Here is a 13,703-nt window from a genome sequence, read left to right on the forward strand (position 1 = left end):
ATTGACGGAAGACGTGAGCATAGATTAATCCGTGTCGGGTTGAGTCGGGTGGCGGTCGGTCAACCGCTGCCATGTTTTGCGTTTTCATCTGCATCCCCGAGCCTCGGTCTTTGCCGAGGCTTTTTTGTGGCCTCTACCTTTACCGTTTCCTGCGTCTTGCGGGTCCTGCTACGCGGCTGCGGCCCTCTGTACCGCCCGCTCGAATGCCTCTCCGCGCTCCTTGCAAAGCCTCTCCCGGAGCCGAACCGCCAACTCGTTCGCGAGACGGATCGCGACGGTCAGCGGGACTTCGATGTCGAATTCCGTCTCGTCTTCCAGGGTGTGCACAAGGGCGACAAGGCGAATCATCTCGACGATCTCGCTGGCGGCTTTGGCGTCAGTTTCGAGATCGGTCATCTGAAATCGGAATTCGTTGGTATCGGTCATTTTGCTGGTCCTTTTTCGGGGGTTGGGGTGGGTTATGCGGCGTACTGGCTATGCCGGGCGAGCCATGCATCCAGATCGGATTTCAGATAGCGAGCGGTGCGCCCGACGCGGAAGTAGGGCAGGTTGTAGCGGCCGGTCGACGCCCAATGCTCAAGTGTCGCGCGGCGCACTCTGAGGTATTCAGCTGCCTCGGCGCGCGTGTAGAGGGGGTCATCGGCGCGGATCTGCGCGGGTGTCTGTCGGGCGGTGCGGTTGGTCATGTTTCCTGTCGTCCATCGGCGTGTTGTCGATGGGGGACAGGATGCGACCAAGCGTCAAGGTGGGGGGTACAAACGAATCGGGATTTGTTTGTCCTATTCGGCGAGCTGCGCTTGAGGGTCTGCCGAAAACTCGGGATCGGCGAAAAACTCGGTGCTCGGGGCCTCCGCGGATTCGGTCCAGGTCAGGATTTCCGCGAGCCATTCCGCCCGCAGGACATCGACCGAGGGTCCGTAGCGTCTCCATGCGTCCTTGATGGATCGCTCGCGGTCGCTCGCCTTGTGCCACGTCCCGCGGGTCAACCATGCGGCGCTGCGGTCCTTCATCGTCTCGGCGACGTTGGTTATCGCTTGGGCGTCCGATCGGCCTTGTCGGGTCTCGACCAGCACCAGCGCGGCGAGGAGCATGTCTCGGTTGCGGATCGGGCGGTCGTTGCGGGTGACTTGATTACCGCGGCCTCGCTTCAGGTTAAGGGCATCGTCGGGCGTCTCGCCTTCCAGGATCTCGGTGAAGGCGGTTGCGACATACTCCCGGATCTCCCGTATCGGAATCATCCCTTGGTCGGTCGCGCGGGTGTACTCCCGCATCAACCACAGCGCCGACGCACGGTCGCCCGTGCGCGCCATTCCGATGCGATCCAGGACGTTCAGGCGCCAGCGGCGGGCCAGTTCTTCAGGCGTCATGCCGAATCGGCCCGCAAGGCAACCACGTCGGCGCTCTGCATGACTCCCGCGGCCTTCAGGATGAAACCCGTGATCCGCTCCATCGGATCGCGCAGGCGCTCGGTGTCGATGACCAGATAGCCCCCGGTCACGTCGGCCCCGGACTTGTGATTGAGCAACCTCTTCAGGGCGTATGCCGGGATGTCGAGCCCTTCCGCAATCGTTATGAATGTTCGGCGTAGATCGTGTGGTGTGAACCGGACTCCGCTCGCTTCGGCGACCGCGTTCATGCTGTGTCGAGCGTCGTTCAGATGCCCGTCTTCGTCCTTGTTGGCGCGGCGCGGCCCGACCGGGAAGACGAACCGCGAGCCGTCCGAAGCCTTGGAGCGACGACGGAACAGCTCGACCAGGTAGCTTGAAAGGGGCAGGGTGTGCGGGTTTCGGTTCTTGGTGTCGGGCGCGGTCAGGGTCCGGCCTTCAAGGTCGATGTCCTTCCATTCCAGCCGGGCGCACTCCCCGCGTCTGAGCCCGGTCAGGATCAGCACCTTCAGATAATCGCGGATCGTCTCCGACTCCAGGGCCTCGACGGCGCTCCACCATGCCGGGAGCTGTGCGGGCCTGATAAGCGTCTGCCGGCGCTCGACCCGGTACCATCGGCGCGTTGCCGAAAGCCGCTTGGTCGGGATGTCCAAGATGATCGGCTGCCCGCTGGCTGTTTCGTACTTCCCCGCGGCGAAGTTCAGGATTGCCCGCAGCACGCGCATAGCCCCGTTGGCGCGGGCCTCGCTGCGCTCCCCGAGCTTGGCATGTCTGCGCTCGACCATGTCGCGCGTGATCTCGGTCAGGCGCCGATCCTGCCAGTCGGGGAACGACTCGGTCATGTGCCGCTTGTAGTCGTGGACGGTGCCGGGCTTCAGGTCCCGTGCATCCAGGTACTCGGCGAAGGCTTCCTTCAAGGTCACTGACTCGGCCTTGATCGCGCGCTTCTCGGCGGCCGGGCTCTTCCCCTCCGCGATCGTCCCGAGGACCTTCCTTGTCTCGCGCTGCGCTTGCTCGACGGTCATTGCCGGGAATGCGCCGAGGCGGATCTTCTCCGGTTTGCCTCCGACCCATCTATAGACATAGAACGTCTTGGTCCCGGATGCCGTGACCTGCACCGATAAGCCCGGCGTGTCGGCGTCGTAGTGGAACCGGCGCTTTCCGGGATCCGCGGGGCCTAGGGCCTCGATGCGGGTCTTCGTGAACCTGAATTTGTCGGACATTGGCGCTCCCCGGTGCTATGTCGGCGTGGTGCCGATCCGGCGTCCAGCCCCGTCCTGATTGGGGTCGCGGTAGATGCCGGTGCTATGCCGGTGCTATGCGGGGGGTACAGTTCGGTCAAGTTCCACATAGCACCGTCAAGCCAAGTATGCACCTAGATCGTTGTTCCGTAAAGCTCCATCAAGCTCGGTAAGTCCCGTGGTGGTCTGGAATTTTGGAACTCATAATCCCTTGGTCCTAGGTTCAAATCCTAGACGGCCCACCACATCCGATCGGCGATGCTTTCGCCCCCCGTTTTTCGACGGATTCCGCTCTCGATACCTCCGTTCCATTCCTTCGCGGCTCGACATAGGAAAATCCGGGCAACGCATCGGGCACCGAACCGATTGGGTGTCGCAGAGCGTCAGGTTCGCGCCTACGTCGGGTGACAGTTCTCGTCACCTGCCTCTCTAGGTCGGACCCGAGTTGAAACCGATCCGTGCGCGTTGCAGCAAGCTCGGTCTTGATTTGGGAGAGTCGCTATTGACTCATCATCGGCTCCTCCGGCAGCCCTCAACCCGACTTCAGCCTTCGTCCTCCAGCGCTCCCTCTAGTGCCATCGTGACCCAGTGTCGAATCGACTCAAGTGGCTCGTTGCGCCACTGCCTCCGGCGTGAAGAATCCGGCTCGCATTTTGCATGCGATCTATTGAGCTTGAGTTGTCGGCGATCGGTTCTTTCGGCCATCGCCGCTCTCTACGTATGCAGCAAATTCGATCGGACTAGACCCGGAGCGACGATGGCATCCTTTAAGGCCGGATTGACGTGTCGTGACCTCGATGGCGAGTTGATCGTTCTAGATGCCGCAACCGGCTATATACATCAAATGAATCCCACCGGAGCGTTGATCTGGAGACTGCTCGACGGAGGGACATCGATCGAGTCCATCGAAACCTGCATCTCGCATGAGTTCGATCTCGATGCGGAGGCGGCCCAACGCGACGTGCGCGGCTTTGTCGAGCAACTGCATCGTGCCGGTCTCCTGGAATCGATCACGTAGGCTTCTTCGCGATTGAAAACCGCGCTGGATGTCCGGGAACAGAACGAGTGTCGGTAGGTCGATATTGCGGAGCGAGCGCGATTTCATCCCCTGTCGGGCATTGCGCTCTCGGTGGGAGCCGTTCGGATCCCTGTTTGTGTAGAGGGTGATTTCCGCGACGTGCCTTGATTTTCGAAGGCGCCGAGCTTGCAGAGGAAATTGCGGTCGGGCGAAGTCCGACACGGCGATTGCCGGATGCCGGAAACTGATTGGGATAATGGAGGCAAAGAGATGCCACACGATAGCTCACGACGGGACTTCCTGAAGAAAGCCACCTATGTTCCCCCGATTCTCCTTAGCTTTCATGCGGCGCCGTCGTTTGCGCGCCCCGGGTCCGTTCCGGCCGGTCCTTCGCAGCCCGGGATTCAGACGCTGAAGCCGGAGGTTCAGGCGATGAATCCGACGATCGCATCGAGTACGGAGCCGGTTGCGAGTCCGCGTTCGGCTGGCCCCGGTGCGGGCGGAGGGGGGGCATCCGGGCTTGATCTCCCGGAATTCGGCAACGCCGCGTCGACCGGCGGCACCGATGCGTGTGACCCCGTCGATGACCGTCGTTACGGTCTGACGGGATCCGCTTCGGCCGGATCCCGAGCGGCCGGTAACCGCACACCCGGGGTTACTGTCGGCGCATGCAGCGACGAGGCTGTCGCCCGGTCCGGTGCCGAAGCGTTGCGTGAATTATCCAGAACATTGTGGAAGTAGGGAGGGTGATCGGGAAACCACAGGATGCCTTTCTGGCCTTGGTTGTGCCCGGCCGGAGGCGCATGCGGTTCGAACGCCGATGAAGCAAAGCCGATTCAGCGTTGTCGAGCGCGTTGTGGCGGTCGTGTGGGGGGCTGATAGTCTCTCCCCCGTGATGACCGCAGCCTTCGGCGGCTTCAAGCCGTGCGCATCGCGCCAGCCGGCCGCTCTGGCATATAGAATCATTTCCGAGTCTGGAAACGCCTGCTTCAGCCTCGTTCGGAACGGGTCAGAGATCGGCCGGGGCCTTGATGCTTCGAAACTTCTGTTCGCGCTCCAGCAGGATATCGTCGTTGGCATTCAACGTCTGCGTCCCGACCTCGTTTTTGTCCACGCGGCCGTCGTCCAGCGTGACGGTCGCGCGTTTCTCTTGGCGGCGCCGTCCGGAAGCGGGAAGTCGACCCTCTGCTGGGCGTTGCTGCATTATGGCTTCCGCCTGATGAGCGACGAGCTTGCGCCGGTTGAGCCCGAAACACTCAGGATCAAGCCGTTTCCCTTGGCCGTCACGTTGAAGATGCGGCCTCCGCAATCCTTTCCTCTACCGCCATCGACGCTCGAGACGCATCGCTCGCACTACATTCCGATCGATGCCATGCCGTGCGCACCGGCGACCGAGCCCGCTCCGATCGGTGCGATCCTGTTCGTTGATTACGCTTCGAATCACTCCGCGCCTGCGCTCTGCAAGCTCTCTGCGGCAGAGGCCGCTTACCGCCTTTATCCGAATGTCCTCAACGCCTTGGCGCATCAGTCAATGTGCCTTGACGATGTGATTCGAATGACGTGCTCCGTACCCTGCTGGTACCTGGCCTCCGCGGCCCTCGAAGGTACCGCGAAGGAAGTGGCTGGGCTCCTTTGTGCGTTGTGAGGGCGACACGAATCGCCGGGGTCCGGGTGTTCCGCTCTCGCGGTGTCACGATATTACATCGTCTTTATTCGCAGTCGGGAGCGCTCCGCGCGAGATCGACCCTAGGATAATCGTTGCGTCGCGGCCGTCCGGCGCGTCCGACACAACGCACCAGAACCCACAGCGGGCGGCGATATTTCCACAGAGCGCCGTTCGGTGGTCCCGGTCCGAACAGGGCCTCGTCCTCGGGTCTCGGCATGGTCAGGGCTTGAAGGAGATAGCGCCGCCGACAAGCGTCCGTGTCCAGGAGACGGAGTAAGGTGGCGTTGACCCCGAGGCATCTGAGCATCCGCGGCTCGGCGATTTCGGGGTGGAGAAGGGTCTCGATAATTGTTGAAAGGCCGGTTTCGGAGACATCATGGGTCAGGAGCCGTGACGCAGTGTCCGGGACCGGAGTTGCGAGCAGCCTTTCGGCGAGCTCGAGCCCCGTACTCAGCATGCGCCGCGATTTCCATGCCTCGGCGTACCAAATGAGTCGTTCCCAATCGAGCTGTGAGCGGCCGGGCTGTTCCCGGCCGAGCGGTGAATCGGCGCGAACGATCCGGTCGAGGTCGACGACCCACTTGAGTTTTCGCCAGCGATCCTTCGTTGCATGGATGCAGGTGTGAAGAATCTGATGTTCCGCGGACAGGGCGGAGAGGGTTCGTCCGTCGTATACCGTTTGCCGTGCATCTTGCCAAATTGCTTCGCAATCCGGGATTATCGGAAAATGTTGCGGCACCAAGGCCCAATGCATATCGAGCTGAAAGAGTGCGTCAGGGCTTTGCAGTGTAAGCTCATGGTAATACGCCGAATAAACACGCTCCTGACTCGGCGTGAGCTGCTGTAGGTTGAGGTCGCGCAGCATGTTCGGCGGATACACTGGCCGATAATGCAGACGCTCCAGAATAAGGCGGGCTTGAGCGACCTGGTTTTCGGGGATCAGCAGATCGACATCGCCGAACTGTCGAGCCGCGAGATGCGGGTAGACGGTTGTTGCGAGAGCCAGGCCTTTCAGGACAAGCGCCGGGATGCCTGCCTCCGCCAGAGTTGTCTCCGCGCTCAGAAAACACTGGAGCGCCAAGCGATTTCGCAGATGGTTGGCCTGGAAGTGATCGCGCAGCTGCGGCATCAGGGACCGCGGCAAGAATTCTGTCGGGGCATGCTCGAGTCCCGAAGACAACAACGGCAGCAGATCGTGATGCTCCCCGAGCGTCAGGAAGAGATTCCAGTCGATGCCCCGATCAAGGAGGGGTCGCCAGCTCCGCGCTTGTCGGCCGTCTGCATCGGCATACTGGCAGGCGAGTAAGAGCGCCGAGGTTGTTGCGGAACGTTCAACTGGATGCTTGGGCATCGACTCGATCCTCGCCCCGATGTGCGCGCCACTTGGTGGGGAAATGGGCTGTTTTATCACGATAGTGCCCAGAAAGGAGATCGCTGCCGTGGTCGTTCGACGGAAACACCCGGCTGGCACTAGGCCCCCGTAAGCATATCCGTGTACGATAGCTCGATAAATGCCTTTGGGCCGGCGACCCTTGCCGAGCATGATGCCGAAACGCCCGAGAGAGGCGCCGAGCTCAAGATGTCGATTCGAGTGGAACCATCCTTGATGAAGCTTCTGAACCATCGCGTTCGTTGTTTGGAATCGGCGCACCTTGCCCGCGATCGTCGTCAGGCGATCAGTGAGCGAAGCCGGTCATGGCCGTTTCTCGGAAAACCGGCATTCCGCAGCCGCACCAGAGAAGACCGAGCGTGGACCGACGACGTCCGCGCGCTCGGAGCGTGCGCCGAATCACGCGGATCGTCGGGCGATAGGGCCGATCCGTCGTCTCTTCTCGTCAGCATCATCATCGCGAATTTTAATTATGCTGAGTTCGTCGGTGCCGCGATTGCAAGCGCTCTGGCGCAAACCTATCCGCGAATAGAGGTTATCGTCGTCGATGATGGTTCGACCGATTCCTCGTTGAACGAGATCTCACGTTTCCTGCCTTCAATCCGGATTGTGCAGGTCGTGCATCAGGGGCAGATCGGCGCGTGCACCGAGGGGTTTCGGCAAAGCCAAGGCGATGTCCTCGTCTTCCTGGATGCCGATGACCTGCTCTTGCCCGATGCGGTCGAGCACTTATGTCGCCCCTTCGTGGCTCGTCGGGACATCGTCAAGGTCCAGGGCTACATGTCGGTGATCGACCGAGAAGGGCAAGCGCTGGGGGAGCGCATCCCCCGGCGCCTGCCCGAGTCGGGGGATTATCGGGCGCTTACGCTGCGGCACGGTCTGCTGCCGCTTCCCTTTGCCTATACCTCCGGCAATGCTTGGTCGAGGGGCTACCTGCAGCAGGTCTTTCCACTCCCGACGGTCGGTTGGCTCGACGACTACCTTCACGACTTGGCGCCGTTGCACGGTCGGATCGAGACCCTTGCGGAAACGGTCGTCCAGTACCGCGTCCACGGCAATAATTCGTGGTACGGGAGTCGCGTCCTCACGCGTCAGGCCATGCGAGACTACGTCGATAAGGTCAATCGCAATCTTGATTACCTGGTTGCTTTTATGGCTGAGCGGGGTTATCCGACGAATCCTCTGCGATGGAGGAGGTATAAACGGTCCTGGCGCGATATGCTGATCGAGCTCACCTTAAACCGTATGTCCGATTCCGGTCGCGGGATCTCCTGGCGCGATTTCGTCGCCGCGCCCTATGGTCGAGGGCAAGCCGGTCCGCTCAAGGCGCTCGTCGTGTCGTCTCTTTTTTCCGTGATTTGGCTTTTGCCGAAGGGGCCAAGTGTTGCGCTCGCACAGTGGTTGTTGCGGTCGAAGGGAGGGTGGCTGTAACGGCCCGGCGCGAATGGTGCCTCGATCATGAGCGAGCTCGTCTCCGTCGTCATCCCGGTCTACAACGGCGAGCGGCACGTCGGCGCTACGCTGCAATCCGTCGCCGAGCAATCGCATGGGCGTCTTGAGATCCTCGTCGTCGACGACGGCTCCACGGACGGGACCGCCGACATCCTAAGCCTCTTTGCTCGGCAGGACACGCGGATCAGGATCCTGCGGCAGGCAAACAAAGGGGTCGCCGCGGCACGCAATCTCGGAATACGCTCCGCGCGCGGCGATTTCATCGCCCCTTTGGATGCCGACGACGTTTGGCACCCGGAGCGGATCTCCAAACAGCTACGCTGCCTACTCGATGCACCGAGCGATGTCGGCTTGGTGTATTCGCCGTGGATCACGATCGACGAATCCGGGGCCGGGATCTCTCCCTGCATGGACCGAGACCGATTCGAGGGCATTGTCTGGCTTCAGTTGATGCTGGGAAATTTTTTGGGAAGCGCGAGCACCTGCCTGATCAAGGTGGCTTGCCTTCGAAAGATCGGTCTCTACGACGAGGAGTACTTTGTGCAACGCGCGCAGGGTTGCGAGGATTGGGATCTCTATCTGCGCATTGCTCGGCGGTTCCGGCTCCTCTGCCAACCCGACTGCCTGATCGCCTATCGCCAGGTTCGCGGGAGCATGTCGGTGGATGTCGAGCAAATGATGCGATCCTATGAACGGATGATGTCGAAGGTCGGCCACCCTGGAGTCGCGTTCCCGAAACAGGTCCATCGATGGTCTCGCGCTGCCTACCTGTTGTATCTCGCGGACCGCGCCGCGTTGGCCCGTCGTGTCGGGCTGACGGCTCGCTTGCTGCTCCGGGTGATCGCTCTCGACCCCGTCCGCGTGCTCGATCCGCGGGTGGGCCGCACCCTGGCCAGATCCCTGCTCGCCGACCTTCGTTCTCGCGTTCCGGCGCCGGACCCTGCACCGGCCACGTCAAGCGAGCTTTGGAACGAGGCGACCCCGCTCTCGACGCGTCCGATCCCCGCCCGTGCGATTGTATGGGACAGCATCCGGCGCGGCCGGGAACAAACGATCGCAGGGCTGCAGCAGTCGTTGGCGTGGCCCGTGCCCTGCGCTCCCGATCCATCCGAATCGGCTGTCGCACAGCCGTGATGTCCAGGGTCTCGAGGCCAATGGGTTCGGCCCTTGTGTCGACCATCGCGTCGCCCCGGCGCAACAGTGCCCGGAGCGCCTGAACGTGGCTTTATCCATCGCCGCTCGGATATCCCGGCTCGCGAGCACCGCGCAGGCGCCGCGTTGGGGCTCGCCTTTGATTATTGCGCTTGGAATCACCGCGGCTCTTCTCGAGGGCGCCGGCATGTATCTCTTCATCCCGCTTCTCGAAAGTCTAGGTGCGACATCGGGCGACACGTCGGCGGTCTCCGGCGCCTTCGCGCGCGTGTTGTCGCCGATTCCGGAGGCTTGGCGGGTCCCCGCTTTGGTGATCGGTCTGTGCATTGCGGTGATCCTCAAGAACCTGGTCGCCCAGGCCAACCACATCGTGACCCGTTATTTCGACGGACTGGTGGCCCATCGCTTACGCGCCCGTGTCCTTCGCCAAACGGTCGATTCCTGCATCGACTATCGGGTGGAGAACCGCCGATCGGATATCGTCAATACGATCGCCACCAACACCTGGAAGGTGGGCGGTGCCCTGACTCAGCTGCATCAGATGGCTGTCTCGGGCTCGGCCATCCTGGTCTTCCTTGTTCTTCTGATGTTGATCTCCCCCACGCTGACGGTGATTGCCGCCGCTTTTCTCGGCACGACCGCCTTGATCGTCACGCTGATCTCGCGTCACGCCCAGCGTCTCGGCCAAGAAGTGGTCGATCAGAATAAGGAATTTGGACTGCGCATGTGGGAGAGCCTGGGGGGACTGCGCCTGATCCGCAGTTTCGCGCGCGAGCGCGACGAGATCGATCGCTTCGATCAGGCGTCCGACGCACTGCGGCGCAGGATTCTCAAGATGGACGTGCTCTGGGGCGTGCCGGGTCCGGTCTCCGAGATCTCGGGGGCGATCCTGATCGGCCTCCTGATCCTCGTCGGGTATCGGCTGGAGGTGGGCGTCCCCGCGCTGGCGGCTTTTCTCGCCTTGCTCTATCGGATGCAGCGACCCGTGCGCGAGGTCCTGTCCTCACGGGTCGCCTTCGATGCCGGTTTTCCCGCAGTCGAGGATGTGGCCGACTACCTGGACCGAACCGCCGAGCCTTTTCTGGTCGACGGCGATCAGCGATTTCTTCACCTGCAACGCGGCGTGGAGTTTCGCGACGTCACCTTTCGCTACTCGGGCAACGACTCGCCCGCGCTCGATCGCGTTTCCCTTCGGATCCCCAAGGGCAAGACGACCGCCATCGTCGGTCGCTCCGGCTCGGGCAAGTCCACCCTGATGGACCTCTTGTTCCGGTTCAGAGATCCGACGGAGGGGGAGATTCTGGTCGACGGCATTCCTCTGCATCGGCTCGAGATCCGGAGTTGGCGCGAGCGCCTCTCGATCATGTCGCAAACCGTTTACCTGCTCAACGACAGCATCGCCGCCAACATCGGCTACGGAAAGGCGAACGCCGCACCGCAGGAGATCCGACGCGCTGCCGAGATCGCGGGGGCGGCGAGTTTCATCGAGACGCTGCCGGACGGCTACGAGACCCTGCTCGGCGACGAGGGTTTTCGTCTCTCGGGCGGGCAGCGTCAGCGCATCGCTCTGGCCCGGACGATCCTTCGCAATCCGGATATCCTGTTGCTCGACGAGGCGACCAACGCGCTCGATGCGGAGTCCGAGCGACTCTTCCAGAGCGCACTGCGTACCTACCGCGAGGGCCGCACCCTCGTGGTAATCGCCCATCGCCTGACGACGGTCGAAGACGCCGATCAGGTCGTGATGCTCGATTCCGGGCGGGTCGTGGAGTGCGGCCCGCCCGAAGAGTTGCTCGCTGCGAACGGGCCATTCGCCCGTCTGCATCGCCTTCATGTGTCGACGGGGATTGCCCTGGAGGGATGACGTCTGTGCCGTATCGAATCATGGATCTGGAGCTGTCCCGGCCGCTCACCGGCTTCACCCTCGCGTCGCACGAGACGGGGTATGCCCTGGTCGTGCGGTGGGATGGCCGAATCATTGGCTTTCTCATGAAAGAAACGCCCGAGGGGTTCCGGATGGAAGAGGATGAGCTTCGCGAGCTCCTCGAACGCGAGCTCGCGCTGCGGATCTTGAACGTCAAGCTCGAGGGATCGCTTGCGGATCGCTGGCCCGCGACGCCTGTACTCGAGCCCCCGTCGCTGACCATCGCGATCTGCACGAAAGACCGGGCCGCGCGACTTGCCCGTTTGCTCGACTCGCTCGAGGCGGTCAGGGGCCAGTCCGCATTTCGAGCGCTTGAGATCCTGGTCGTCGACAACGCATCCGTCGATCCCGATACGCGCGAGGTCGCCGAGTCGCGAACCGACGTATGCTATCGTTTCGAGCCCAAAACCGGGCTCGACTTCGCGCGCAACATGGCCCTCGAGACCGCGACCGGTGATTTGATCGCCTACCTGGACGACGACGTGGTCGTGGACCGGGGCTGGTTGTCGGGGCTCTACCGTGTCTGGGCCGACTGCCCGGATGCCGGCGGCTATTCCGGCCTGGTTCTCCCCTATCGGCTCGATACGCCCGCGCAGATCCGGTTCGAGCGCGAAGGCGGATTCGGGCGTGGTTTCGAGCGCATCCATCATCGAGGCGCTCAGCTCGGAAACCCGCTCCATCCCGTGGGCGCCGGGGTTGTCGGAGCGGGTGCGAACATGTGCTTTCGCAGGGATCTGCTTCTTGCTCTCGGGGGATTCGACGAGGCTCTGGATACGGGCGCACCGCTCCCGGGCGGAGGCGATCTCGACATCTTCTACCGCGTCCTTCGCAGCGGGCATGCCATCGTCTACGAGCCGAGCTACGCGGTGTTCCACGAGCATCGCGAGACCATGGCCCAGCTGCGGCGTCAGTACTGGTCCTGGGGCCTTGGCTTCATGGCCTTCCTGGAGAAGGCACGACGCACGGATCCCGCGATGCGCCGGCGTCAGGACGCGATGGTGAGCTGGTGGTTTCGCGATAAGCTGATCTCGTTGGCGGGCGCCCTGAGCGCTCTCGATCTGAGGCGCGCCGGTGACCTTGCCGCGGAGTTACGCGGCGCAATCCAGGGTCTGCTCGGCGAATACGACCGTTCCGTGGCACGCAGCCGCCGAATCCGCGAGCAGGTCGCATGAGCTGGGATATCGTCCACCTGGATCTCAAGCAGGCGCCCACTATCCTGGATGCCGGCGCTTCTCCCGTCTACGTCGTCTATTGGTGGGGAGATCTGCCGTTGGGCGCGCACGCCTACGCACCCGAGGAGCTCCCGTTGCGCCGGGACCGCCTCCTTGCACTCGCGGCCGGATTTCTTGCCGAGCAGGTCGCCAGCCGCTCCCCCGGATTCGGCGGTCCGCCTCTCGCGCGTTATGACGGCCAAGCCCTTATGCAGCCGCCGTTGGCCCAGGTGCGGGATCTCCGTGTGACCTCGGCTTTGTTGTCGGAGCTGGAGCGGCCTGTCCACCCGGATGCCGACGAATTGTCGGTCATTGTCTGTACGCGTGATCGGCCCCGGCCCTTGCGAACCTGTCTGAATGCCTTGTCGGTTCAGAATGCGCCGCCGGGCGAGATCTTGGTGGTCGACAATTCGTCCGGGCGTACGGCCGCATCGGTCTGTCTCGATTTCCCTCGGGTGCGATATCTGCATGAGCCGAGCCCGGGACTGAGCCGCGCACGCAATTGCGGTGTCGCGGCATCGACGCGTCCACTCGTCGCCTTTACCGACGACGATGTCGAGGTCCACGAACGCTGGTCGGGCGAGATCGTCCGTGCATTCCAGGCATCGGATGTCGAATCGGTGACGGGTCTGGTGATTCCCGCGACGCTCGATTCCGAGGCACAACGGGTCTTTCAGATGGAGATGGGCGGTTTCGGGGCAAGCTGCCTGCCGACACGGTTCGGTCAGGTCTTCTTCGAAGAGACCCGTCATCGCGGCACACAGGTGTGGCATGTCGGTGCCGGTGCCAACATGGCTTTTCGCCGTCGCCTCTTCGAGCGCATCGGTGGCTTCGATGAACGGCTCGGCGCCGGTGCGGCCGGTTGCTCGGAAGATTCCGAGATCTGGTATCGCATCCTCGCGACCGGAGGGGACTGTCTCTACGAGCCTCGCGCCGTGGTCTTTCACCATCATCGCGAGGACTGGCACGGCTTGAAGCGCCAGATGCGCGCCTATATGCGCGGTCATGTCGCCGCGCTGGTGGTCCAGCACGACCGCTATCGGCATCGCGGAAACCTTCACCGTATCCTCGTGCAGCTCCCGCGCTACTTCATGCGAGCCGGTCTCGACGCTGTTCGCAACGCCAAGCCGTATCGCGGACGTGTACTGCTCGAAGAGATTCGCGGTTGGCTCGGAGGTGTCCTGTTTCTCTTTAATCCGATGTGGCGCTCGCGCCCCGCGGTGCCGACGATCGCCCCGCCGAACGAGCAGGGGAGCTAAGGCGT

Annotated in this window: 12 protein-coding genes; 7 read left to right on the forward strand and 5 right to left on the reverse strand. The window is 62.6% G+C overall.

What is annotated here, in order from left to right:
• Positions 1-168 precede the first annotated feature (168 nt).
• The 4 genes from BLV04_RS13315 to BLV04_RS13330 all read right to left on the reverse strand — a co-directional run bounded on the left by BLV04_RS13315 (position 169) and on the right by BLV04_RS13330 (position 2,608).
• The gene (locus tag BLV04_RS13315) at positions 169-426 is read right to left on the reverse strand and encodes a hypothetical protein (RefSeq protein ID WP_093032799.1); all 258 of its coding nucleotides are present in this window, start codon (positions 424-426) and stop codon (positions 169-171) included.
• A 32-nt stretch (positions 427-458) separates the two neighbouring features.
• Complete coding sequence (locus tag BLV04_RS13320) at positions 459-686, reverse strand: helix-turn-helix domain-containing protein (RefSeq protein WP_093032802.1); 228 nt, start codon at positions 684-686, stop codon at positions 459-461.
• Positions 687-779: 93 nt separating this feature from the next.
• A complete protein-coding gene (locus tag BLV04_RS13325; RefSeq protein WP_093032805.1) occupies positions 780-1,367 on the reverse strand; it encodes a hypothetical protein in 588 nt (195 codons plus the stop codon).
• Complete coding sequence (locus BLV04_RS13330) at positions 1,364-2,608, reverse strand: tyrosine-type recombinase/integrase (protein ID WP_093032808.1); 1,245 nt, start codon at positions 2,606-2,608, stop codon at positions 1,364-1,366. Before BLV04_RS13330 ends, BLV04_RS13325 begins: the two co-directional genes overlap by 4 nt.
• Positions 2,609-3,383: 775 nt before the next feature.
• Between BLV04_RS13330 and BLV04_RS13335 the strand changes: the two genes are divergently transcribed.
• Together BLV04_RS13335 and BLV04_RS13340 are read left to right on the forward strand one after the other, a co-directional pair.
• Complete coding sequence (locus BLV04_RS13335; protein WP_093032811.1) at positions 3,384-3,644, forward strand: PqqD family protein; 261 nt, start codon at positions 3,384-3,386, stop codon at positions 3,642-3,644.
• 820 nt (positions 3,645-4,464) lie between these two features.
• Positions 4,465-5,289, forward strand: a complete 825-nt coding sequence (locus BLV04_RS13340; protein ID WP_093032814.1) for a hypothetical protein — start codon at positions 4,465-4,467, stop codon at positions 5,287-5,289.
• 64 nt (positions 5,290-5,353) lie between these two features.
• Here the strand turns inward: BLV04_RS13340 and BLV04_RS13345 are convergent, their stop codons facing one another.
• Entirely contained in the window at positions 5,354-6,661 is a 1,308-nt protein-coding gene (locus tag BLV04_RS13345) for a nucleotidyltransferase domain-containing protein (protein ID WP_175534626.1), read from the reverse strand.
• 255 nt (positions 6,662-6,916) lie between these two features.
• Between BLV04_RS13345 and BLV04_RS13350 the strand changes: the two genes are divergently transcribed.
• The 5 genes from BLV04_RS13350 (at position 6,917) to BLV04_RS13370 (ending at position 13,698) form a co-directional block, all read left to right on the forward strand.
• Positions 6,917-8,131, forward strand: coding sequence for a glycosyltransferase family 2 protein (locus BLV04_RS13350; RefSeq protein ID WP_175534627.1), 1,215 nt, complete (start codon positions 6,917-6,919; stop codon positions 8,129-8,131).
• A gap of 27 nt (positions 8,132-8,158) precedes the next feature.
• Positions 8,159-9,286, forward strand: a complete 1,128-nt coding sequence (locus BLV04_RS13355) for a glycosyltransferase family 2 protein (RefSeq protein WP_093032820.1) — start codon at positions 8,159-8,161, stop codon at positions 9,284-9,286.
• 85 nt (positions 9,287-9,371) lie between these two features.
• Positions 9,372-11,168, forward strand: a complete 1,797-nt coding sequence (locus BLV04_RS13360) for an ABC transporter ATP-binding protein (RefSeq protein ID WP_093032823.1) — start codon at positions 9,372-9,374, stop codon at positions 11,166-11,168.
• Positions 11,165-12,400, forward strand: coding sequence for a glycosyltransferase family 2 protein (locus BLV04_RS13365; protein WP_217633697.1), 1,236 nt, complete (start codon positions 11,165-11,167; stop codon positions 12,398-12,400). Before BLV04_RS13360 ends, BLV04_RS13365 begins: the two co-directional genes overlap by 4 nt.
• Positions 12,397-13,698 (forward strand): glycosyltransferase family 2 protein, encoded by a 1,302-nt coding sequence (locus BLV04_RS13370; RefSeq protein WP_093032829.1) that lies wholly within the window; start codon positions 12,397-12,399, stop codon positions 13,696-13,698. The genes BLV04_RS13365 and BLV04_RS13370 overlap by 4 nt, the downstream gene beginning before the upstream one ends.
• The last annotated feature ends 5 nt before the right edge of the window (positions 13,699-13,703 follow it).

Source organism: Thiocapsa roseopersicina (genome assembly GCF_900106925.1).
Taxonomy (GTDB): Bacteria; Pseudomonadota; Gammaproteobacteria; order Chromatiales; family Chromatiaceae; genus Thiocapsa; species Thiocapsa roseopersicina.